Origin of the sequence: Escherichia albertii (assembly GCF_028622335.1) — a bacterium.
GTDB classification, from domain to species: Bacteria; Pseudomonadota; Gammaproteobacteria; order Enterobacterales; family Enterobacteriaceae; genus Escherichia; species Escherichia albertii.
The window spans coordinates 2457661-2475958 of the sequence record NZ_CP117568.1; the positions used below are offsets into that span (position 1 = coordinate 2457661).

The following is an 18298-nucleotide window of genomic DNA, read 5'->3' on the forward strand; positions in this document are numbered from 1 at the left end:
TAGACTTATCATTGTCAGTTTCATAGGGGGAACAACATGAGTATTATTAAAGAATTTCGCGAATTTGCGATGCGCGGGAATGTGGTGGATTTGGCGGTAGGTGTCATTATCGGTGCGGCCTTCGGTAAAATTGTCTCCTCACTGGTTGCCGATATCATCATGCCACCACTGGGGTTATTAATTGGTGGGATCGACTTTAAACAGTTTGCCGTTACTCTGCGCGATGCACAGGGAGATGTACCCGCAGTTGTGATGCATTATGGTGTCTTCATTCAAAACGTATTCGATTTCCTGATCGTTGCCTTTGCTATCTTTATGGCAATAAAGCTAATCAATAAACTGAATCGTAAGAAAGAAGAACCGATCGCCGCGCCTGCGCCGACCAAAGAAGAAGTGTTACTGACAGAGATTCGTGATTTGCTGAAAGAGCAGAATAACCGCTCTTAACAAATATCCAAAAGCAGAAGGCCAGTGGTAAAAAAGTGATTTACTTTCTTGCCACTGGCCTCCCAGTTACCCCGATTACCATGTTTACCTTTACGCATATAACTGCCTTTCCCTTTCTTGTTTTTCTCTACTCGCAGTCTGAACAAGGGGTCATGCAGTAATGCTTCAACTGCATTATCCTTTATCTGCCCTTTTGTATGCTGATATCGGCTCATAAAAACTCCAGTTGGTTGTTTTAACGGCGCGAGTGTAATCTCGCCAGTGCAATAAATCAACAGTCAACCTTAAGGCCGCTCGTACCTTGTTCAAGAGCTTCAAGAATCGAGCAATAAACGCTGCTATGGGCTGTGCCGCAGCAGGCATCATTAAGTCGTTGCAAGGAACGCTGCATATTCTGCAATTCGGCTATCCTGGCTTCCACTTCCTGTAATCTTTCCTGCACAATGCCTTTCGATTCCTGACAAGTATGATGTTCAGGATCGATACGGATCGACAGTAATTCGCGGATCGACTCAAGGCTAAAACCGAGCTGTCTGGCATGACGAATAAACTTCAAGCGTCTGAGATCACTTTCAGTATAAAGACGAAAACCACCTTCGGTACGTACTTCATGATCCATCATCTGTTGCTTTTCGTAATAACGAATAGTGTCAGGCGTCACTTCTGCCATTTTTGCCAACTCACCAATGCGATACATACATACTCCACTAGTTATCATTGATTTTATTCAACAACTTGTCAGCATAATCGCCGCGTAAAAAGTCAGTACTCAATCCAGCTTGTCGCAGTTTTAATTCCAGTAATGACAACCGGCGGCTAACCTCCTGATATTGTGGATCATCCTGACGAATAGCTTTGAGAATATCCAAAAGCAGTATTGCTTCCTTTCGCTGCTCAAGTTCTGGCGGTAAGCAACCTGCATTCTTCAACAATCGATAACCTGCACGCAGTTCCGGCGGTACATGGGAATCATCATCCAGCATCAATGGTTCGCCGTTACCTGGTAAGTTATCAAATTCACCTTTCGCTTGAGCTTCTGATATATGGCGCTCTGCCCACTGGTCAAGTAACCACATAAATACTCCAGGGGATGAACAAAAAGAGTACGGCTATTGTAGATAAGTGGGGATACTACGGGTATAAAAAAACCCGCCGGGGCGGGTTTTTTTACGTTGCTTCAGATTACTCTGCAGCAGCTTCTGCTTTCTCTGAACGATCAACCAGCTCGATGTAAGCCATCGGCGCGTTGTCGCCTGCACGGAAGCCACACTTCAGAATACGAGTGTAACCACCGGCACGGCTCGCAAAACGCGGGCCCAGTTCGTTAAACAGTTTTGCCACGATCTCGTTATCACGAGTACGGGCGAATGCCAGACGACGATTAGCAACGCTATCAGTCTTGGCAAGAGTAATCAGCGGCTCAACTACGCGGCGCAGCTCTTTCGCTTTAGGCAGAGTCGTCTTGATGATTTCATGACGAACCAGTGAACCTGCCATATTGCGGAACATAGCCTGGCGATGGCTGCTGTTGCGGTTCAGTTGACGACCACTCTTACGATGGCGCATGACCTTATCCTTCTCAGTAAAACCTTAACCTGTGATCCGGTTACTCGTCAGCGATGCTTGCCGGTGGCCAGTTTTCCAGGCGCATGCCCAGAGACAGCCCACGGGAAGCCAGCACGTCTTTAATCTCGGTAAGAGATTTTTTACCAAGGTTAGGCGTTTTAAGGAGCTCAACCTCAGTACGCTGTACCAGATCACCGATATAGTGGATAGCTTCTGCTTTAAGGCAGTTAGCAGAGCGGACAGTCAATTCCAGATCGTCAACAGGGCGCAGCAGGATCGGATCGAACTCTGGTTTCTCTTCCTTCACTTCCGGCTGACGTACATCACGTAAGTCAACGAAAGCTTCCAGTTGTTCAGCCAGAATGGTTGCCGCACGACGAATCGCCTCTTCAGGATCGATTGTGCCGTTGGTTTCCATTTCGATGACCAGCTTGTCCAGGTCGGTACGCTGTTCTACACGCGCTGCTTCAACATTGTAGGCAATACGCTCTACAGGGCTGTAGCATGCGTCGACCAGCAGACGACCGATTGGGCGCTCATCTTCTTCCGAATGAATTCGGCTAGAAGCCGGCACATAACCACGACCGCGCTGAACTTTGATACGCATGCTAATAGACGCGTTCTCATCGGTCAGGTGGCAGATCACGTGCTGCGGCTTGACGATTTCGACATCACCGTCGTGGGTGATATCGGCTGCAGTCACAGGGCCAATGCCAGATTTATTCAAGGTAAGAATAACTTCATCTTTGCCCTGAACTCTCACCGCCAGCCCTTTCAGGTTGAGCAGGATTTCCAGGATATCTTCCTGAACGCCTTCTTTGGTGCTGTACTCATGCAGTACACCATCAATCTCAACCTCGGTCACCGCGCAACCCGGCATCGATGAGAGCAGAATACGGCGCAGTGCGTTACCCAGAGTATGGCCAAAGCCACGCTCTAAAGGCTCAAGGGTCACCTTGGCGTGCGTCGAACTCACTTGCTCGATATCAACCAGGCGCGGTTTTAGAAACTCTGTCACAGAACCCTGCATTGTGTCCTCTCTTTGGTACTAAGCTTTACTTGGAGTAAAGCTCGACGATCAGGTGTTCGTTAATGTCCGCAGACAGATCAGAACGCTCCGGCTTACGCTTAAACGTACCTTCCATCTTGCCAGCATCAACTTCCAGCCAGGTTGGCTTTTCACGCTGCTCAGCCAGCTCCAGAGCGGCTTTCACGCGAGACTGCTTCTTCGCTTTCTCACGAATGCTTACAACGTCATTCGGACTAACCTGATAAGAAGCGATGTTAACAACACGACCGTTTACCATAATTGCTTTATGGCTAACCAGCTGACGTGCTTCTGCACGAGTGGCACCGAAGCCCATACGGTATACAACGTTGTCCAGACGACCTTCCAGCAGAGCCAACAGGTTTTCACCGGTGTTGCCTTTCAGACGTGCTGCTTCTTTGTAGTAGTTACGGAACTGACGCTCCAGCACACCATAGATACGGCGAACTTTTTGCTTTTCACGCAACTGCACACCATAGTCAGACAGACGCGGTTTACGCGCACCGTGCTGGCCAGGAGCTTGTTCAATTTTACACTTGGTATCGATCGCGCGAACGCCAGACTTAAGGAATAAGTCGGTGCCCTCACGACGGCTCAGCTTGAGCTTAGGACCCAAATATCTTGCCATTTTCTTTCTCCAACAAACCTGGAAAACGAAGCGTTATACGCGACGTTTTTTCGGCGGACGACAACCGTTATGAGGGATCGGAGTCACATCAGTAATGTTAGTGATGCGGAAACCTGCGGCATTCAGAGCACGAATAGTAGATTCGCGACCTGGACCCGGACCTTTAACCATAACTTCCAGATTCTTGATGCCGTATTCTTTCACGGCGTCAGCGCAACGCTCTGCTGCAACCTGAGCTGCAAACGGAGTGGATTTGCGAGAACCACGGAAACCGGAACCACCGGCAGTTGCCCAACCCAACGCGTTACCCTGACGATCAGTGATAGTCACGATGGTGTTGTTGAAAGAAGCATGGATATGAGCCACGCCGTCAGAGACTTGTTTTCTTACACGTTTACGTGCACGAATTGGTGCCTTTGCCATTATTCAATCACCCCGATTATTTCTTGATCGGTTTGCGCGGACCCTTACGGGTACGAGCGTTGGTCTTGGTACGCTGACCGCGAACCGGGAGACCACGACGATGACGCAAACCGCGATAGCAACCAAGATCCATCAGGCGCTTGATGCTCATGCTGATTTCACGGCGCAGATCACCTTCAACGACAAATTTGGCAACTTCGTCACGCAGCGTGTCGATTTGTCCTTCAGACAGCTCACTGATCTTAACATCTTCAGCGATACCCGCTGCAGCCAGAATGGCTTTGGAACGGGTCTTGCCGATGCCATAAATCGAAGTTAATGCGATTACGGCATGCTTATGATCAGGAATGTTAATGCCTGCTATACGGGCCACTATGCACTCCTACTATTTAATATGTACGTTCCATGCTGAAAAGCCCGTTTTCAGGATACTCAAATGGAAACGTACAGACATACAAAAGATTGGCTGGCTAATCTAGCCAGCTCAACCCAACTTTGCAAGAAAAATATGCGAATAAATCAGCCTTGGCGCTGTTTATGCTTCGGCTCGGCACTGCAAATCACACGGATGACACCATCACGCTTAACGATTTTGCAGTTACGGCATAATTTCTTGACGGAAGCACGAACTTTCATTTTTACTCTCCGTAACTTCTCGGGCGCCCAATTAACGGCCGTAGCCTTTCAGGTTCGCCTTCTTCAATGCAGACTCATACTGACTGGACATCATCAGAGTTTGCACTTGAGCCATAAAGTCCATAATCACGACAACAACGATAAGCAGTGAGGTTCCACCGAAGTAGAACGGTACTTTCATTGCATCACGCATGAACTCCGGGATCAGGCAGATAAAGGTAATGTACAGCGCACCAACTAAAGTCAGACGGGTCATTACTTTATCGATATACTTCGCCGTTTGCTCTCCCGGACGAATTCCTGGTACAAATGCACCGGACTTCTTCAGGTTATCTGCTGTTTCACGCGGGTTGAAGACCAACGCCGTGTAGAAGAAACAGAAGAAGATGATTGCAGACGCATAGAGTAACACATAAAGCGGTTGCCCAGGCTGCAAATACAGCGAAATTGTTGTCAGCCAGTTCCAACCAGTACCGCCCCCGAACCATGACGCGATGGTCGCCGGGAACAGAATAATACTGGAAGCGAAGATTGCCGGGATTACCCCCGCCATATTCACTTTCAGCGGTAAATGTGTGCTCTGTGCAGCATAGACACGACGACCCTGCTGACGTTTTGCGTAGTTTACCACAATACGGCGTTGACCACGCTCAACAAATACAACAAAGAACGTCACTGCAAATACTAATACTGCAACCAACAGCAACACGAGGAAGTGCAGGTCGCCTTGACGCGCTTGCTCGATAGTATGGGCAATGGCTGGCGGGAGTCCCGCGACAATACCGGCGAAGATAATGATTGAAATACCGTTGCCGATACCTCGTTCAGTGATCTGTTCGCCCAACCACATCAGGAACATCGTTCCTGTGACCAGACTTACAACAGCGGTGAAATAGAATGCAAAGCCCGGGTTCATTACCAGGCCTTGCATACCAGGCATATTCGGCAAACCGGTAGCAATACCGATCGACTGGAATATCGCCAGCACCAGAGTACCGTAGCGGGTGTACTGGCTGATCTTACGCCGACCAGACTCCCCTTCTTTCTTAATTTCTGCCAACGTTGGATGGACCACCGTTAGCAGCTGGATAATAATTGATGCCGAAATGTACGGCATGATACCCAGAGCAAAGATAGAAGCACGGCTAAGGGCACCACCAGAGAACATGTTAAACATTTCAATGATGGTGCCTCGCTGTTGCTCAAGCAGTTTGGCAAGTACAGCGGCATCAATACCAGGGATCGGAATAAAAGAGCCAATACGGAACACAATCAGCGCGCCGATAACGAACAGCAGTCTGCGTTTCAGCTCGCCTAAGCCACCTTTGGCACTTTGAAAATCTAATCCCGGTTGTTTAGCCATCTGCTACTTATTCCTCGATTTTACCGCCAGCAGCTTCGATAGCAGCACGAGCGCCTTTAGTAACACGCAGACCACGAACAGTTACCGGAGTAGTGATTTCACCAGCCAGGATCACTTTCGCGAACTCGATCTGGATACCGATAATGTTAGCCGCTTTCAGCGTGTTCAGGTCTACAACACCGCCTTCTACTTTAGCCAGGTCAGACAGACGAACTTCGGCTGTAATCGCTGCTTTACGAGAAGTGAAGCCGAATTTCGGCAGACGACGGTACAGTGGCATCTGACCACCCTCGAAACCGCGACGTACGCCACCGCCAGAACGAGATTTCTGACCTTTGTGACCACGACCACCGGTTTTACCGAGGCCAGAACCGATACCACGACCCAGGCGTTTACCCGCCTTTTTGGAGCCTTCGGCCGGAGACAGAGTATTTAAACGCATCTCTTACTCCTCAACTTTAACCATGAAGGAAACCGCGTTGATCATACCGCGAATAGCAGGAGTATCCTCGCGCTCTACGGTGTGACCAATACGACGCAGACCCAGGCCAAGCAGCGTTGCCTTATGTTTCGGCAGACGACCGATTGCACTGCGGGTTTGAGTAATTTTAATAGTCTTTGCCATGGTTTATTTCCCCAGAATTTCTTCAACGGATTTACCACGCTTGGCAGCGACCATTTCTGGAGAACTCATATTTTCCAGGCCATCAATAGTTGCACGAACCACGTTGATCGGGTTGGTGGAACCATATGCTTTAGCCAGAACGTTATGAACCCCAGCGACTTCCAGAACGGCACGCATTGCACCGCCGGCGATGATACCGGTACCTTCGGAAGCCGGCTGCATGAATACGCGAGAACCCGTGTGAACACCTTTAACAGGGTGCTGCAGAGTGCCGTTATTCAGCGCGACGTTAATCATATTGCGACGGGCTTTTTCCATCGCTTTCTGGATCGCTGCTGGAACTTCACGCGCTTTACCGTAACCAAAACCAACGCGACCGTTACCATCGCCAACTACAGTCAGAGCTGTGAAGGAGAAAATACGACCACCTTTAACGGTTTTAGATACGCGGTTTACCGCGATCAGCTTTTCCTGCAGTTCGCCAGCTTGTTTTTCGATGTGAGCCATCTTACACCTCTACCTTAGAACTGAAGGCCAGCTTCACGGGCAGCATCTGCCAGTGCCTGGACACGACCATGATATTGGAACCCGGAACGGTCAAAGGATACATCTTTGATGCCTTTTTCCAGAGCGCGTTCAGCGACAGCTTTACCCACAGCTGCAGCCGCGTCTTTGTTACCGGTGTACTTCAGTTGTTCAGCGATAGCTTTTTCTACAGTAGAAGCGGCTACCAGAACTTCAGAACCGTTCGGTGCAATTACCTGTGCGTAAATGTGACGCGGGGTACGATGTACCACCAGGCGAGTTGCGCCCAGCTCCTGGAGCTTGCGGCGTGCGCGGGTCGCACGACGGATACGAGCAGATTTCTTATCCATAGTGTTACCTTACTTCTTCTTAGCCTCTTTGGTACGCACGACTTCGTCGGCGTAACGAACACCCTTGCCTTTGTAAGGCTCAGGACGACGGTAGGCGCGCAGATCCGCTGCAACCTGGCCGATCACCTGCTTATCAGCGCCTTTCAGCACGATTTCAGTCTGAGTCGGACATTCAGCAGTGATACCCGCAGGCAGCTGATGGTCAACAGGATGAGAGAAACCCAAGGACAGGTTAATCACATTGCCTTTAACCGCTGCACGATAACCTACACCAACCAGCTGCAGCTTCTTAGTGAAGCCTTCGGTAACACCGATAACCATTGAGTTCAGCAGGGCACGCGCGGTACCAGCCTGTGCCCAACCGTCTGCGTAACCATCACGCGGACCGAAGGTCAGGGTATTATCTGCATGTTTAACTTCAACAGCATCGTTGAGAGTACGAGTCAGCTCGCCGTTTTTACCTTTGATCGTAATAACCTGACCGTTGATTTTTACATCAACGCCGGCAGGAATAACGACCGGTGCTTTAGCAACACGAGACATTTTTTCCTCCGATTAGGCTACGTAGCAGATAATTTCGCCACCAAGACCAGCCTGGCGCGCTGCACGATCAGTCATAACACCTTTAGAGGTAGAAACAACTGCGATACCCAGACCCGCCATAACTTTCGGCAGCTCATCTTTACGTTTATAGATGCGCAGACCTGGGCGGCTGACACGCTGAATGCTTTCTACAACAGCTTTGCCCTGGAAATACTTAAGAGTGAGTTCCAGTTCAGGCTTGGTGTCGCCTTCAACTTTAAAATCTTCAATAAAACCTTCTTCCTTCAGCACGTTGGCGATTGCCACTTTCAGCTTGGAGGAAGGCATGGTGACCGCAGCTTTGTTCGCGGCCTGACCGTTACGGATACGGGTCAGCATATCCGCGATCGGATCTTGCATGCTCATCTGTCTTTACTCCCGTGATTCAATTGGTGACAATTACCAGCTAGCCTTTTTCAGACCCGGGATTTCACCGCGCATAGCGGCTTCACGGACCTTAATACGGCTCAACCCGAACTTCCGCAGGAAACCATGCGGACGACCTGTTTGACGGCAGCGGTTACGCTGACGAGACGGGCTGGAATCACGCGGCAGAGTCTGCAGCTTGAGAACAGCGTTCCAACGATCTTCGTCGGAAGCGTTCACATCAGAGATGATCGCTTTCAGTTCAGCGCGTTTCGCGAAGTATTTATCAGCTAAAGCTACGCGTTTTACTTCGCGTGCTTTCATTGATTGCTTAGCCATTTAGTAACCCTACCTTACTTGCGGAACGGGAAGTCAAAGGCAGCCAGCAGAGCACGGCCTTCTTCATCAGATTTCGCAGTAGTGGTAATGGTAATATCCAAACCACGAACGCGGTCGACTTTATCGTAGTCGATTTCTGGGAAGATGATCTGCTCACGGACACCCATGCTGTAGTTACCACGACCGTCGAAAGACTTAGCGGACAAGCCACGGAAGTCACGGATACGCGGTACAGCAATAGTGATCAGGCGCTCAAAGAACTCCCACATGCGTTCGCCACGCAGAGTTACTTTACAGCCGATCGGATAGCCCTGACGGATTTTGAAGCCTGCAACGGATTTGCGTGCTTTGGTGATCAGCGGTTTTTGACCGGAGATTGCTGCCAGATCTGCTGCTGCGTTATCCAGCAGTTTTTTGTCAGCGATCGCTTCACCAACACCCATGTTCAGGGTGATCTTCTCGACCCGAGGGACTTGCATGACAGAATTGTAGTTAAACTCAGTCATGAGTTTTTTAACTACTTCGTCTTTGTAGTAATCATGCAGTTTCGCCATCGTACTACTCCAAATTACTTGATAGTTTCGCCGTTAGATTTGAAGAAACGGACTTTTTTACCGTCTTCGAATCTAAAGCCTACACGGTCAGCCTTGCCGGTTGCCGCATTGAAGATTGCTACGTTGGAAACCTGAATAGCGGCTTCTTTTTCAACGATGCCACCCGGTTGATTCAGAGCCGGAACCGGCTTCTGGTGTTTCTTAACCAGGTTGATACCTTCAACAATGACCTTGCCGGAAGACAGGACATTCTTAACTTTACCGCGCTTACCTTTGTCTTTACCGGTTAACACGATAACTTCGTCATCACGACGGATCTTCGCTGCCATGATTCGCTCCTTAGAGTACTTCTGGTGCCAGAGAGATAATTTTCATGAACTTCTCACTACGAAGCTCACGAGTTACCGGCCCAAAAATACGCGTACCGATAGGCTGCTCGCTGTTGTTGTTCAGAAGAACACAAGCATTACCATCGAAGCGAATGACAGAACCGTCCGGGCGACGAACACCCTTCTTGGTGCGCACCACTACCGCCTTCAGCACATCACCTTTTTTGACCTTACCACGCGGAATTGCTTCTTTGATGGTGATCTTGATGATGTCGCCTACGCCTGCGTAGCGACGGTGCGAGCCACCCAGAACCTTGATACACATTACGCGACGTGCACCGGAGTTGTCGGCGACGTTCAGCATAGTCTGTTCTTGGATCATTTTAGTGCTCCGCTAATGTCAACTACTACTGAGACCCGAAAATCAGGTCGTTAAAAAGCCCCATATCGAGGGCGCGGCATTATAACACCGCTTCAGCGATATGGGTAGAAAAAATAAACGGCTCATTACTGAGCCGTTTATTCGTATCGAGAGAGTGTACTGTATTACAGAACCGCTTTCTCTACAACGCGAACCAGCGTCCAGGATTTAGTCTTGGACAACGGACGGCATTCGCGGATTTCAACCACGTCGCCGATACCGCATTCGTTGTTCTCGTCATGTACGTGCAGTTTGGTCGTACGCTTGATGAATTTACCGTAGATCGGGTGTTTCACAAAACGTTCGATAGCAACAACAATGGATTTCTCCATTTTGTCGCTAACAACGCGACCTTGCAGAGTACGGATTTTATCGGTCATTACGCACCCGCCTTCTCAGTCAGTAAAGTCTTAACGCGTGCGACATCACGACGCACTTGCTTCAACAGGTGAGACTGTTGCAGCTGGCCACTTGCAGCCTGCATACGCAGGTTGAACTGCTCACGCAGCAGGTTCAGCAGCTCGGTGTTCAGCTCTTCAACGCTCTTCTCACGCAGCTCTTTTGCTTTCATTACATCACCGTCTTAGTTACAAAGGTGGTTTTAATCGGCAGTTTCGCTGCTGCCAGCTTGAATGCTTCACGGGCCAGCTCTTCCGGAACACCGTCCATTTCATACAGGACTTTACCCGGCTGAATCAAGGCAACCCAATACTCCACGTTACCTTTACCTTTACCCATACGCACTGCCAGCGGCTTTTCAGTGATCGGTTTGTCCGGGAACACACGGATCCAGATCTTACCTTGACGCTTAACTGCACGGGTCATAGCACGACGTGCTGCTTCGATCTGACGGGCAGTCAGACGACCACGGCCAACAGCTTTCAGACCGAAGCTGCCGAAGCTAACATCCGTACCCTGCGCCAGACCGCGGTTACGGCCTTTGTGCATTTTACGGAATTTTGTACGCTTTGGTTGTAACATCAGCGACGCTCCTTATTTACGGCCTTTACGCTGCTGCTTTTTAGGCTGAGCAGCCGGTTTTTCCGGTTGTTCAACAGCAGCCATACCACCCAGGATCTCGCCTTTGAAGATCCACACTTTAACGCCGATTACACCGTAAGTGGTGTGCGCTTCAGAGGTGTTGTAGTCGATATCAGCACGCAGAGTGTGCAGCGGTACGCGACCTTCGCGGTACCATTCGGTACGTGCGATTTCCGCGCCGCCCAGACGGCCGCTAACTTCAACTTTGATACCTTTAGCGCCCAGACGCATTGCGTTCTGTACAGCACGCTTCATCGCACGACGGAACATAACACGACGTTCCAGCTGAGAAGTGATGCTGTCAGCAACCAGTTTTGCGTCCAGTTCAGGCTTACGAACTTCGGCGATGTTGATCTGTGCAGGAACGCCAGCGATGTCCGCTACGACCTTACGCAGTTTTTCTACGTCTTCACCTTTTTTACCGATAACGATACCCGGGCGAGCAGTGTGAATAGTTACACGGATGCTCTTAGCCGGACGCTCGATAACGATACGAGATACGGACGCTTTAGCCAGTTCCTTCGTCAGGTACTGACGTACTTTAAAATCGCTGTCCAGGTTGTCAGCGAATTCTTTGGTGTTCGCAAACCAGGTAGAGTTCCATGGTTTTACAATACCCAGGCGAATACCATTAGGATGTACTTTCTGACCCATTGCTAGTCTCCAGAGTCTCAGCGATCGGACACAACCACAGTAATGTGGCTGGTGCGCTTCAGGATGCGATCTGCACGACCTTTTGCACGCGGCATAATGCGCTTCATGCTCGGGCCTTCGTCTACGAAAATTTTCGTAACTTTCAGATCGTCAATGTCAGCGCCATCGTTGTGTTCAGCGTTAGCAATGGCAGATTCCAGAACTTTCTTGACCAGTACAGCCGCTTTCTTATTGGTGTAGGTCAGAATATCCAGAGCCTGCGACACTTTCTTACCGCGAATCAGGTCCGCAACAAGGCGAACCTTCTGAGCAGAAGAACGAGCATGGCGATGTTTAGCGATAGTTTCCATCTCTTCCTCCTACCTTATTTCTTCTTCGCTTTTTTATCAGCAGCGTGGCCGCGATAAGTACGAGTCGGTGCGAATTCACCCAGTTTGTGACCGACCATTTCGTCGGTTACAAATACCGGAACGTGCTGACGACCATTATGGACAGCGATGGTCAAACCGATCATGTTAGGAAAGATCGTTGAACGACGGGACCAAGTGCGCAGGGGCTTCTTGTCTCCGCTTTCCACCGCTTTCTCTACCTTCTTCAGCAAGTGCAGGTCAATAAAAGGACCTTTCTTGAGAGAACGTGGCATGGCTTATCCTCTAAAATTATTTGCTACGGCGACGTACGATAAATTTATCAGTACGCTTGTTGCTGCGGGTCTTCTTACCTTTGGTCTGAACGCCCCACGGAGTTACCGGGTGCTTACCAAAGTTACGACCTTCACCACCACCATGTGGGTGGTCTACCGGGTTCATCGCGGTACCGCGAACGGTCGGACGAACACCACGCCAGCGTGCAGCACCAGCTTTACCCAGAACGCGCAGCATATGCTCAGCATTGCCAACTTCGCCCAGGGTTGCACGGCAGTCTGCTTCGACTTTACGCATTTCACCAGAACGCAGACGCAGGGTGACATAAGCACCATCACGAGCAACGATCTGAACGTAAGTACCAGCAGAACGTGCCAGCTGACCGCCTTTACCTGGTTTCATTTCTACGTTGTGAACGGTAGAACCAACCGGGATGTTGCGCATCGGCAGGGTGTTGCCTGGTTTGATTGCAGCATCAACGCCAGACTGAATCTGGTCGCCAGCTTTCAGGCCTTTAGGGGCCAGGATGTAACGGCGTTCACCGTCTTTGTACAGAACCAGCGCGATGTTCGCAGAACGGTTCGGATCGTACTCAAGACGTTCAACAACTGCCGGGATACCGTCTTTGTTGCGTTTGAAGTCAACAATACGGTAAGCCTGCTTGTGGCCACCACCGATATGACGAGTGGTGATACGGCCATTGTTGTTACGACCACCGGATTTGCTGTTTTTTTCCAGCAACGGAGCAAAAGGTTTGCCCTTGTGCAGCTCAGGGTTAACCACTTTAACTACGTGGCGACGACCCGGAGATGTCGGTTTACATTTAACAACTGCCATTGTATTACTCCTCCGACTTACTCAGCGCCGCCAACGAAGTCCAGATTCTGGCCTTCTTTCAGGGTGACGTAAGCTTTTTTCCAGTCGCTACGACGACCGATACGCTGTCCGTGACGTTTAACTTTCCCTTTAACTACCAGGGTGTTAACGACTTCGACTTCGACTTCAAACAGTTTCTGCACAGCAGCTTTGATTTCTGCTTTGGTCGCGTCTTTAGCAACTTTGAGTACGATGGTGTTGGATTTTTCCATCGCAGTAGACGCTTTTTCAGAAACGTGCGGTGCACGCAGCACCTTCAGCAGACGTTCTTCACGAATCATGCCAGCATCTCCTCAACTTGCTTAACAGCATCAGCAGTCATTACGACTTTGTCGAAGGCGATCAGGCTAACCGGGTCGATACCAGTTGCATCGCGTACGTCAACCTTGTGCAGGTTGCGCGCAGCCAGGAACAGGTTCTCGTCCAGCTCACCGGTGATGATCAGCACATCTTCCAGAGCCATGTCTTTCAGTTTCTGTGCCAGCAGCTTAGTTTTCGGCGCTTCTACAGAGAACTTCTCGACAACGATCAGACGATCCTGACGTACCAGTTCGGACAGGATGCTTTTCAGCGCGCCGCGGTACATCTTCTTGTTAACTTTTTGACTGTGGTCCTGCGGACGAGCAGCAAAGGTCACGCCACCAGAACGCCAGATCGGGCTCTTGATAGAACCAGAACGCGCACGGCCGGTACCTTTCTGGCGCCACGGTTTTTTACCGGAACCAGTTACTTCAGCACGAGTCTTCTGAGCACGAGTGCCCTGACGAGCACCAGCTGCATAAGCAACAACAACCTGGTGAACCAGCGCTTCGTTGAAATCACGACCGAAGGTAGTTTCGGAAACAGTCAGCGCGCTCTGCGCGTCTTTCAATACTAATTCCATTGCTATCTCCTCACGCCTTCACAGCTGGTTTAACGATCAGGTCGCTACCGGTAGCACCCGGAACTGCACCTTTAACCAGCAGCAGGTTGCGCTCAGCGTCAACACGTACTACGTCCAGGCTCTGAACGGTTACACGCTCGTTACCCAGCTGACCTGCCATTTTCTTGCCTTTGAATACTTTGCCCGGAGTCTGGTTCTGACCGATAGAACCCGGTACGCGGTGAGACAAGGAGTTACCGTGAGTAGCGTCCTGGGTACGGAAGTTCCAGCGCTTAACGGTACCTGCGAAACCTTTACCTTTGGAGGTGCCAGTTACGTCAACTTTTTTAACGTCAGCAAACAGTTCAACGCTAATGCTCTGACCTACAGTGAACTCTTCGCCTTCAGCCAGGCGGAATTCCCACAGACCACGACCAGCTTCTACGCCAGCTTTAGCGAAGTGACCAGCTTCAGGCTTGGTCACACGGTTAGCTTTTTTAGCACCGGTGGTTACCTGAATAGCACGGTAGCCATCGTTAGCCAGGTCTTTAACCTGAGTAACGCGGTTTGCTTCAACTTCGATTACGGTTACTGGGATAGAAACGCCGTCTTCTGTGAAGATACGGGTCATACCCACTTTTTTACCGACTAAACCAATCATTGTTTCAACCTCTCAATCGCTCAATGACCTGATTAACCCAGGCTGATCTGCACGTCTACACCGGCAGCCAGATCCAGACGCATCAGAGCATCAACGGTTTTCTCGGTTGGCTCAACGATGTCAACCAGACGCAAGTGAGTACGAATTTCGTACTGATCGCGCGCGTCTTTGTTGACGTGCGGGGAGATCAGAACAGTGAAGCGCTCTTTGCGTGTCGGCAGCGGGATCGGACCACGGACCTGCGCACCAGTGCGCTTGGCAGTCTCGACGATTTCCGCGGTTGCTTGATCGATCAGACGATGATCAAACGCTTTCAGGCGGATACGGATTCTTTGGTTCTGCATGAGACCAGAGCTCCAATTATTTTATAAACGAAAATGATTACTCCTCAGACCCATTACGATTGATGGGAGAGTGTAACCGTTCTTACGTAGCCCCCCGATTGGGAGCATTGTTAGGTAGCCAAAATCAGCTAACTGAGGTTCAGATTGAACCTGCTGTCAACTACGACAAGCCCGCGCATTATACGTAAATCTGAGTCTGACGCAAGCATCGCGTAGAAATTAATCGCAATGAACAGATTGCGAGCTGTATTCCACCCAATATGTAAGATTGTGAAGACAGGATTTTTCGCTGGAACGAGGTTAACAAAGCAGTAAATCCTTTGTTGATGATTATCTGACGCTATTAGAAGGTGATACGTCAATTACAGAGGATGTTTTATGGATACTACCCTTCCCTTTCTGAGCTTATACGTTTGTTTATCGACGCTGCTTTTCTTCTATGATGCAAAGCATGGTTTGTTGCCCGACAGATTTACCTGCCCGCTGCTCTGGTCAGGGCTTCTGTTTTATCAAATTTGTCACCCGGCCGATTTAGCCAATGCGTTATGGGGGGCAATTATCGGCTACGGCGCATTCGCCATTATTTACTGGGGTTACCGCACTCTGCGACATAAAGAAGGATTAGGTTATGGAGATGTGAAGTTTCTCGCCGCGCTGGGTGCCTGGCATACATGGACATTCCTGCCGCGGCTGGTTTTCCTTGCTGCCTCATTTGCTTGCGGGGCTGTTGCTCTTGGTGTACTCATAAGAGGAAAAGAATCATTAAAAAACCCGCTGCCTTTTGGACCATTTCTGGCGGCTGCGGGTTTCGTTGTTGGCTGGGATAGTTTGCTGACAGACAGTTAGTCTTAAACTTTAATTTGTGATTGCAGATAATTTTGCAGCCCAATTTTACTTATCAGATCCAGTTCAGTTTCGAGCCAATCGATGTGACCTTCTTCATCGCCAAGGATCTCAATCATCATATCGCGGCTGACATAATCATGGACACTGTCAGCATAAGCAATAGCCTCACGGAGATCCTTAGCGCCTTCCTGCTCTAATCGCAGGTCGGATTGCAGCATCTCTTCGACATCTTCACCAATCCCCAGTTTGCCTAAATCCTGTAAGTTGGGGATCCCCTCTAAGAACAAAATACGCTCGATATATTTATCTGCGTGTTTCATCTCATCAATAGATTCATGGTATTCGACATCATTAAGACGCATCAGACCCCAGTTTTTAAACATTCGGGCATGAAGAAAATACTGATTTATTGCAACAAGCTCGTTTCCCAATAGTTTATTGAGATAATTTATGATTTTAACATCGCCTTTCATTTTATAGTCCCTCCGCTTCCACTATTAGAGCGTAGATGGGGCTAGCGGGATGTCAAAAAATAAGCGGGAACTTTAGGCGCTCTCTTTGAATTCGGGCATCTGCAACAACTCATCCTGCATTACTTCACGTGCAGCACGAATGCACTTACCACATTGATTTCCAACAGGAATAAACTTGCGTAATTGTTGAAAGGATTGAGGATGAAACTGACGCACTGCCTGGCGAATTTTTTTGTCGCTTACACCATTACACAAACAAATGTACATGATTGCTCCCGTGCAAATTATGCGCAAAGTGTAAATGAGAATGGTTATAATTACAATAGCACAGTTTTATTTACCCCTGAAGTAAGCGAGCAAAAATTACGGCTAAATATTTCCAGATAAAATCACGGACAGCAAAAAGGGCGCCGAAGCGCCCTTTTCAATTCAAAACTAATTAACGAGTAATTAGCCCAGAACTTTAGCTACAACGCCCGCGCCAACGGTACGGCCGCCTTCACGGATTGCGAAACGCAGACCGTCGTCCATCGCGATCGGGTGGATCAGGGTAACAACCATTTTGATGTTGTCGCCCGGCATTACCATCTCTACGCCTTCCGGCAGTTCGATGGTACCCGTCACGTCAGTAGTACGGAAGTAGAACTGCGGACGGTAGCCTTTGAAGAACGGAGTATGACGACCGCCTTCATCTTTGGACAGAATGTACACTTCAGATTCGAACTTGGTGTGCGGCTTGATGGTGCCCGGCTTAGCCAGTACCTGACCACGTTCGATTTCTTCACGTTTGATACCACGCAGCAGAACACCTACGTTCTCACCAGCACGGCCTTCGTCCAGCAGTTTGCGGAACATTTCAACGCCAGTACAGGTAGACTTCTGAGTCTCTTTGATACCAACGATTTCAACTTCTTCGCCCACTTTGATGATACCGCGTTCTACACGACCGGTAACAACGGTACCACGACCGGAAATGGAGAATACGTCTTCGATCGGCAGCAGGAACGGCTTGTCAATCGCACGCTCTGGTTCCGGAATGTAAGAATCCAGGAAGCCAGCCAGTTCCAGGATTTTCGCTTCCCACTCTGCGTCGCCTTCCAGCGCTTTCAGAGCAGAACCACGAACGATCGGGGTGTCGTCGCCCGGGAAGTCGTACTGAGACAGAAGTTCACGAACTTCCATTTCAACCAGTTCCAGCAGCTCTTCGTCATCAACCATGTCGCATTTGTTCAGGAACACGATGATGTACGGAACGCCTACCTGACGACCCAGCAGGATGTGCTCACGAGTCTGCGGCATCGGGCCGTCAGTCGCAGCAACAACCAGGATAGCGCCGTCCATCTGCGCAGCACCAGTGATCATGTTTTTAACATAGTCAGCGTGGCCCGGGCAGTCTACGTGTGCGTAGTGACGGGTCGGGGTGTCGTATTCAACGTGGGAAGTGTTGATGGTGATACCACGCGCTTTTTCTTCCGGCGCGTTATCGATCTGGTCGAATGCGCGAGCAGCACCGCCGTAGGTTTTAGCCAGTACGGTGGTGATTGCAGCGGTCAGAGTAGTTTTACCGTGGTCAACGTGGCCGATAGTACCAACGTTAACGTGCGGTTTTGTACGTTCAAATTTTTCTTTAGACACGGCTATATTCCTTACTATAGTGCTCTCCCCTTCAGGAGAGAGCACGGGACTTTGGTATTA

36 protein-coding genes are annotated in these 18298 nt (G+C 49.7%); 2 read left to right on the plus strand and 34 right to left on the minus strand.

Annotation, left to right across the window (positions count from 1 at the left end):
- Positions 1-36: 36 nt before the first annotated feature.
- On the plus strand, positions 37-447 hold the full coding sequence (gene mscL / locus PS053_RS11915; RefSeq protein ID WP_059277966.1) for a large-conductance mechanosensitive channel protein MscL: 411 nt from the start codon (positions 37-39) through the stop codon (positions 445-447).
- Here the strand turns inward: mscL and PS053_RS11920 are convergent.
- The 31 genes from PS053_RS11920 to rpsJ all read right to left on the minus strand — a co-directional run bounded on the left by PS053_RS11920 (position 444) and on the right by rpsJ (position 15284).
- Positions 444-662, minus strand: coding sequence for an alternative ribosome-rescue factor A (locus PS053_RS11920; protein WP_000092707.1), 219 nt, complete (start codon positions 660-662; stop codon positions 444-446). The two genes, mscL and PS053_RS11920, sit on opposite strands and share 4 nt — an antisense overlap.
- A gap of 56 nt (positions 663-718) precedes the next feature.
- A complete protein-coding gene (zntR, locus tag PS053_RS11925) occupies positions 719-1144 on the minus strand; it encodes a Zn(2+)-responsive transcriptional regulator (RefSeq protein WP_000285599.1) in 426 nt (141 codons plus the stop codon).
- 10 nt (positions 1145-1154) lie between these two features.
- On the minus strand, positions 1155-1523 hold the full coding sequence (locus PS053_RS11930) for a DnaJ family domain-containing protein (RefSeq protein WP_000266520.1): 369 nt from the start codon (positions 1521-1523) through the stop codon (positions 1155-1157).
- A 106-nt stretch (positions 1524-1629) separates the two neighbouring features.
- A complete protein-coding gene (gene rplQ, locus PS053_RS11935; protein WP_001216368.1) occupies positions 1630-2013 on the minus strand; it encodes a 50S ribosomal protein L17 in 384 nt (127 codons plus the stop codon).
- Positions 2014-2053: 40 nt separating this feature from the next.
- Complete coding sequence (locus tag PS053_RS11940; RefSeq protein ID WP_001162092.1) at positions 2054-3043, minus strand: DNA-directed RNA polymerase subunit alpha; 990 nt, start codon at positions 3041-3043, stop codon at positions 2054-2056.
- A gap of 25 nt (positions 3044-3068) precedes the next feature.
- Positions 3069-3689, minus strand: a complete 621-nt coding sequence (gene rpsD / locus PS053_RS11945) for a 30S ribosomal protein S4 (protein WP_000135224.1) — start codon at positions 3687-3689, stop codon at positions 3069-3071.
- Between the two features lie 33 nt (positions 3690-3722).
- Positions 3723-4112 (minus strand): 30S ribosomal protein S11, encoded by a 390-nt coding sequence (rpsK, locus tag PS053_RS11950; RefSeq protein WP_001029684.1) that lies wholly within the window; start codon positions 4110-4112, stop codon positions 3723-3725.
- Positions 4113-4128: 16 nt separating this feature from the next.
- Positions 4129-4485: a 30S ribosomal protein S13 gene (rpsM, locus tag PS053_RS11955; RefSeq protein WP_000090773.1), complete on the minus strand. Its 357-nt coding sequence runs from the start codon at positions 4483-4485 to the stop codon at positions 4129-4131.
- Between the two features lie 146 nt (positions 4486-4631).
- Complete coding sequence (rpmJ, locus tag PS053_RS11960) at positions 4632-4748, minus strand: 50S ribosomal protein L36 (RefSeq protein ID WP_000868187.1); 117 nt, start codon at positions 4746-4748, stop codon at positions 4632-4634.
- Between the two features lie 31 nt (positions 4749-4779).
- Positions 4780-6111: a preprotein translocase subunit SecY gene (secY, locus tag PS053_RS11965; protein WP_001118864.1), complete on the minus strand. Its 1332-nt coding sequence runs from the start codon at positions 6109-6111 to the stop codon at positions 4780-4782.
- 7 nt (positions 6112-6118) lie between these two features.
- Positions 6119-6553 (minus strand): 50S ribosomal protein L15, encoded by a 435-nt coding sequence (gene rplO / locus PS053_RS11970; protein WP_001238916.1) that lies wholly within the window; start codon positions 6551-6553, stop codon positions 6119-6121.
- A 3-nt stretch (positions 6554-6556) separates the two neighbouring features.
- Positions 6557-6736 carry a 50S ribosomal protein L30 gene (rpmD, locus tag PS053_RS11975; protein WP_001140433.1) on the minus strand — a complete coding sequence of 60 codons (180 nt, stop codon included), beginning with the start codon at positions 6734-6736 and terminating at the stop codon, positions 6557-6559.
- A gap of 3 nt (positions 6737-6739) precedes the next feature.
- Complete coding sequence (gene rpsE / locus PS053_RS11980; protein ID WP_000940122.1) at positions 6740-7243, minus strand: 30S ribosomal protein S5; 504 nt, start codon at positions 7241-7243, stop codon at positions 6740-6742.
- Between the two features lie 14 nt (positions 7244-7257).
- Positions 7258-7611 (minus strand): 50S ribosomal protein L18, encoded by a 354-nt coding sequence (gene rplR / locus PS053_RS11985; protein WP_000358960.1) that lies wholly within the window; start codon positions 7609-7611, stop codon positions 7258-7260.
- 9 nt (positions 7612-7620) lie between these two features.
- Entirely contained in the window at positions 7621-8154 is a 534-nt protein-coding gene (gene rplF / locus PS053_RS11990; RefSeq protein ID WP_000091934.1) for a 50S ribosomal protein L6, read from the minus strand.
- A 12-nt stretch (positions 8155-8166) separates the two neighbouring features.
- On the minus strand, positions 8167-8559 hold the full coding sequence (rpsH, locus tag PS053_RS11995) for a 30S ribosomal protein S8 (RefSeq protein WP_000062611.1): 393 nt from the start codon (positions 8557-8559) through the stop codon (positions 8167-8169).
- A gap of 33 nt (positions 8560-8592) precedes the next feature.
- On the minus strand, positions 8593-8898 hold the full coding sequence (gene rpsN / locus PS053_RS12000) for a 30S ribosomal protein S14 (protein ID WP_001118930.1): 306 nt from the start codon (positions 8896-8898) through the stop codon (positions 8593-8595).
- A 14-nt stretch (positions 8899-8912) separates the two neighbouring features.
- On the minus strand, positions 8913-9452 hold the full coding sequence (rplE, locus tag PS053_RS12005) for a 50S ribosomal protein L5 (RefSeq protein ID WP_001096200.1): 540 nt from the start codon (positions 9450-9452) through the stop codon (positions 8913-8915).
- 14 nt (positions 9453-9466) lie between these two features.
- On the minus strand, positions 9467-9781 hold the full coding sequence (gene rplX, locus PS053_RS12010) for a 50S ribosomal protein L24 (protein WP_000729184.1): 315 nt from the start codon (positions 9779-9781) through the stop codon (positions 9467-9469).
- A gap of 10 nt (positions 9782-9791) precedes the next feature.
- Entirely contained in the window at positions 9792-10163 is a 372-nt protein-coding gene (gene rplN / locus PS053_RS12015; protein WP_000613955.1) for a 50S ribosomal protein L14, read from the minus strand.
- A gap of 164 nt (positions 10164-10327) precedes the next feature.
- Positions 10328-10582 carry a 30S ribosomal protein S17 gene (gene rpsQ / locus PS053_RS12020; protein ID WP_000130100.1) on the minus strand — a complete coding sequence of 85 codons (255 nt, stop codon included), beginning with the start codon at positions 10580-10582 and terminating at the stop codon, positions 10328-10330.
- On the minus strand, positions 10582-10773 hold the full coding sequence (gene rpmC, locus PS053_RS12025) for a 50S ribosomal protein L29 (protein WP_000644742.1): 192 nt from the start codon (positions 10771-10773) through the stop codon (positions 10582-10584). The genes rpsQ and rpmC overlap by 1 nt, the downstream gene beginning before the upstream one ends.
- Positions 10773-11183 carry a 50S ribosomal protein L16 gene (rplP, locus tag PS053_RS12030; RefSeq protein ID WP_000941212.1) on the minus strand — a complete coding sequence of 137 codons (411 nt, stop codon included), beginning with the start codon at positions 11181-11183 and terminating at the stop codon, positions 10773-10775. The genes rpmC and rplP overlap by 1 nt, the downstream gene beginning before the upstream one ends.
- Before the next feature lie 12 nt (positions 11184-11195).
- Positions 11196-11897 carry a 30S ribosomal protein S3 gene (gene rpsC, locus PS053_RS12035; RefSeq protein ID WP_000529945.1) on the minus strand — a complete coding sequence of 234 codons (702 nt, stop codon included), beginning with the start codon at positions 11895-11897 and terminating at the stop codon, positions 11196-11198.
- 17 nt (positions 11898-11914) lie between these two features.
- Positions 11915-12247 carry a 50S ribosomal protein L22 gene (gene rplV / locus PS053_RS12040; protein WP_000447529.1) on the minus strand — a complete coding sequence of 111 codons (333 nt, stop codon included), beginning with the start codon at positions 12245-12247 and terminating at the stop codon, positions 11915-11917.
- Positions 12248-12261: 14 nt separating this feature from the next.
- Complete coding sequence (gene rpsS / locus PS053_RS12045; RefSeq protein ID WP_001138117.1) at positions 12262-12540, minus strand: 30S ribosomal protein S19; 279 nt, start codon at positions 12538-12540, stop codon at positions 12262-12264.
- Positions 12541-12556: 16 nt separating this feature from the next.
- Complete coding sequence (gene rplB, locus PS053_RS12050; RefSeq protein ID WP_000301864.1) at positions 12557-13378, minus strand: 50S ribosomal protein L2; 822 nt, start codon at positions 13376-13378, stop codon at positions 12557-12559.
- Positions 13379-13395: 17 nt separating this feature from the next.
- The gene (rplW, locus tag PS053_RS12055; protein WP_000617544.1) at positions 13396-13698 is read right to left on the minus strand and encodes a 50S ribosomal protein L23; all 303 of its coding nucleotides are present in this window, start codon (positions 13696-13698) and stop codon (positions 13396-13398) included.
- Positions 13695-14300, minus strand: coding sequence for a 50S ribosomal protein L4 (gene rplD, locus PS053_RS12060; protein ID WP_000424395.1), 606 nt, complete (start codon positions 14298-14300; stop codon positions 13695-13697). The genes rplW and rplD overlap by 4 nt, the downstream gene beginning before the upstream one ends.
- Positions 14301-14310: 10 nt before the next feature.
- Positions 14311-14940: a 50S ribosomal protein L3 gene (gene rplC / locus PS053_RS12065; protein ID WP_000579831.1), complete on the minus strand. Its 630-nt coding sequence runs from the start codon at positions 14938-14940 to the stop codon at positions 14311-14313.
- A gap of 32 nt (positions 14941-14972) precedes the next feature.
- Entirely contained in the window at positions 14973-15284 is a 312-nt protein-coding gene (rpsJ, locus tag PS053_RS12070; protein WP_001181004.1) for a 30S ribosomal protein S10, read from the minus strand.
- 378 nt (positions 15285-15662) lie between these two features.
- On the opposite strand from rpsJ, the gene PS053_RS12075 reads away from it, so the two are divergent.
- Positions 15663-16130 (plus strand): prepilin peptidase, encoded by a 468-nt coding sequence (locus PS053_RS12075; protein WP_000381756.1) that lies wholly within the window; start codon positions 15663-15665, stop codon positions 16128-16130.
- A 2-nt stretch (positions 16131-16132) separates the two neighbouring features.
- Here PS053_RS12075 and bfr read toward each other — a convergent pair whose 3' ends face one another.
- The 3 genes from bfr to tuf all read right to left on the minus strand — a co-directional run bounded on the left by bfr (position 16133) and on the right by tuf (position 18238).
- Positions 16133-16603: a bacterioferritin gene (gene bfr / locus PS053_RS12080; RefSeq protein WP_059225501.1), complete on the minus strand. Its 471-nt coding sequence runs from the start codon at positions 16601-16603 to the stop codon at positions 16133-16135.
- Positions 16604-16675: 72 nt separating this feature from the next.
- Positions 16676-16870 (minus strand): bacterioferritin-associated ferredoxin, encoded by a 195-nt coding sequence (gene bfd / locus PS053_RS12085; RefSeq protein ID WP_000275034.1) that lies wholly within the window; start codon positions 16868-16870, stop codon positions 16676-16678.
- Between the two features lie 183 nt (positions 16871-17053).
- The gene (tuf, locus tag PS053_RS12090; RefSeq protein WP_000031783.1) at positions 17054-18238 is read right to left on the minus strand and encodes an elongation factor Tu; all 1185 of its coding nucleotides are present in this window, start codon (positions 18236-18238) and stop codon (positions 17054-17056) included.
- Positions 18239-18298 lie beyond the last annotated feature (60 nt).

Coding starts and splice junctions, on each gene's coding strand:
- PS053_RS11940 (WP_001162092.1), bottom strand. CDS start 3,043: ATGCAGGGTTCTGTGACAGAGTTTCTAAAACCGCGCCTGGTTGATATC.
- rplC (WP_000579831.1), bottom strand. CDS start 14,940: ATGATTGGTTTAGTCGGTAAAAAAGTGGGTATGACCCGTATCTTCACA.
- zntR (WP_000285599.1), bottom strand. CDS start 1,144: ATGTATCGCATTGGTGAGTTGGCAAAAATGGCAGAAGTGACGCCTGAC.
- rplV (WP_000447529.1), bottom strand. CDS start 12,247: ATGGAAACTATCGCTAAACATCGCCATGCTCGTTCTTCTGCTCAGAAG.
- rplR (WP_000358960.1), bottom strand. CDS start 7,611: ATGGATAAGAAATCTGCTCGTATCCGTCGTGCGACCCGCGCACGCCGC.
- rplW (WP_000617544.1), bottom strand. CDS start 13,698: ATGATTCGTGAAGAACGTCTGCTGAAGGTGCTGCGTGCACCGCACGTT.
- rpmJ (WP_000868187.1), bottom strand. CDS start 4,748: ATGAAAGTTCGTGCTTCCGTCAAGAAATTATGCCGTAACTGCAAAATC.
- PS053_RS11920 (WP_000092707.1), bottom strand. CDS start 662: ATGAGCCGATATCAGCATACAAAAGGGCAGATAAAGGATAATGCAGTT.
- rpsD (WP_000135224.1), bottom strand. CDS start 3,689: ATGGCAAGATATTTGGGTCCTAAGCTCAAGCTGAGCCGTCGTGAGGGC.
- rpsK (WP_001029684.1), bottom strand. CDS start 4,112: ATGGCAAAGGCACCAATTCGTGCACGTAAACGTGTAAGAAAACAAGTC.
- rplQ (WP_001216368.1), bottom strand. CDS start 2,013: ATGCGCCATCGTAAGAGTGGTCGTCAACTGAACCGCAACAGCAGCCAT.
- rpsS (WP_001138117.1), bottom strand. CDS start 12,540: ATGCCACGTTCTCTCAAGAAAGGTCCTTTTATTGACCTGCACTTGCTG.
- rpsH (WP_000062611.1), bottom strand. CDS start 8,559: ATGAGCATGCAAGATCCGATCGCGGATATGCTGACCCGTATCCGTAAC.
- PS053_RS11930 (WP_000266520.1), bottom strand. CDS start 1,523: ATGTGGTTACTTGACCAGTGGGCAGAGCGCCATATATCAGAAGCTCAA.
- rplB (WP_000301864.1), bottom strand. CDS start 13,378: ATGGCAGTTGTTAAATGTAAACCGACATCTCCGGGTCGTCGCCACGTA.
- rplF (WP_000091934.1), bottom strand. CDS start 8,154: ATGTCTCGTGTTGCTAAAGCACCGGTCGTTATTCCTGCCGGCGTTGAT.
- bfr (WP_059225501.1), bottom strand. CDS start 16,603: ATGAAAGGCGATGTTAAAATCATAAATTATCTCAATAAACTATTGGGA.
- rpmC (WP_000644742.1), bottom strand. CDS start 10,773: ATGAAAGCAAAAGAGCTGCGTGAGAAGAGCGTTGAAGAGCTGAACACC.
- rpsJ (WP_001181004.1), bottom strand. CDS start 15,284: ATGCAGAACCAAAGAATCCGTATCCGCCTGAAAGCGTTTGATCATCGT.
- PS053_RS12075 (WP_000381756.1), top strand. CDS start 15,663: ATGGATACTACCCTTCCCTTTCTGAGCTTATACGTTTGTTTATCGACG.
- rplO (WP_001238916.1), bottom strand. CDS start 6,553: ATGCGTTTAAATACTCTGTCTCCGGCCGAAGGCTCCAAAAAGGCGGGT.
- bfd (WP_000275034.1), bottom strand. CDS start 16,870: ATGTACATTTGTTTGTGTAATGGTGTAAGCGACAAAAAAATTCGCCAG.
- rplN (WP_000613955.1), bottom strand. CDS start 10,163: ATGATCCAAGAACAGACTATGCTGAACGTCGCCGACAACTCCGGTGCA.
- rpsC (WP_000529945.1), bottom strand. CDS start 11,897: ATGGGTCAGAAAGTACATCCTAATGGTATTCGCCTGGGTATTGTAAAA.
- rplP (WP_000941212.1), bottom strand. CDS start 11,183: ATGTTACAACCAAAGCGTACAAAATTCCGTAAAATGCACAAAGGCCGT.
- secY (WP_001118864.1), bottom strand. CDS start 6,111: ATGGCTAAACAACCGGGATTAGATTTTCAAAGTGCCAAAGGTGGCTTA.
- rplE (WP_001096200.1), bottom strand. CDS start 9,452: ATGGCGAAACTGCATGATTACTACAAAGACGAAGTAGTTAAAAAACTC.
- rpsN (WP_001118930.1), bottom strand. CDS start 8,898: ATGGCTAAGCAATCAATGAAAGCACGCGAAGTAAAACGCGTAGCTTTA.
- rplX (WP_000729184.1), bottom strand. CDS start 9,781: ATGGCAGCGAAGATCCGTCGTGATGACGAAGTTATCGTGTTAACCGGT.
- rplD (WP_000424395.1), bottom strand. CDS start 14,300: ATGGAATTAGTATTGAAAGACGCGCAGAGCGCGCTGACTGTTTCCGAA.
- rpsQ (WP_000130100.1), bottom strand. CDS start 10,582: ATGACCGATAAAATCCGTACTCTGCAAGGTCGCGTTGTTAGCGACAAA.
- rpmD (WP_001140433.1), bottom strand. CDS start 6,736: ATGGCAAAGACTATTAAAATTACTCAAACCCGCAGTGCAATCGGTCGT.
- rpsE (WP_000940122.1), bottom strand. CDS start 7,243: ATGGCTCACATCGAAAAACAAGCTGGCGAACTGCAGGAAAAGCTGATC.
- mscL (WP_059277966.1), top strand. CDS start 37: ATGAGTATTATTAAAGAATTTCGCGAATTTGCGATGCGCGGGAATGTG.